Annotated in this window: 1 pseudogene; it reads left to right on the top strand. The window is 53.1% G+C overall.

Annotated elements, in window-relative coordinates:
- Nucleotides 1-192: 192 nt before the first annotated feature.
- Nucleotides 193-447 (top strand): annotated as a pseudogene (locus IAE50_RS25685) (IS110 family transposase); the annotation flags it as partial.
- Between the last annotated feature and the right edge of the window lie 118 nt (nt 448-565).

Raw genomic sequence — 565 nt, 5'->3', positions numbered from 1 at the left:
CTGTCGCGCCACTCAGACACGGCAAAGGCGTTCACTTATCTGCTGAACCACTGGGAATGAGATGAACGCATCCCACCCATTTGAGATCGGCGAAAGGGTCTACAGGTGAGGTGTGGACCCTCGCAGACTTCCGGCATCATGGTGCCCAATAAGGGATGCATAAAGCTCCCTGACAACTGGAGGATCCACAAGATGAAATATACTCCTGTTGGCGTCGATATCGCAAAACATCTGATGCAGGTTCACTTCATTGATGAGCATTCCGGTGAAGTTATCGACAAGCAGATAAAGCGCAATGTCCTGCTGGAATACTTCAGCAATCGTGAACCGTGCCTCATCGGCATGGAGGCCTGCGGCGGCTCCCAGCACTGGGCGCGAGAGCTGGAAAAGCTGGGGCATAAGGTCAGGTTACTCCAGGGAAAATTCGTCAAGGCCTTCGTGATGGGGTAAGCGTAAACCTAGCGCCGTATGTAGCCATCAGGCCAGTGCTGGTAACTTAGACGTCCACCTGTACTGATCTGCGCCCCAGATCTTGGACAACCCTATGCAGCTTGCCTTAGCCTAT

The sequence above is a fragment of the Kosakonia sp. S42 genome (genome assembly GCF_016624785.1).
Lineage (GTDB): Bacteria > Pseudomonadota > Gammaproteobacteria > Enterobacterales > Enterobacteriaceae > Kosakonia > Kosakonia cowanii.
This window is presented reverse-complemented; position numbering and strand designations above follow the sequence as displayed.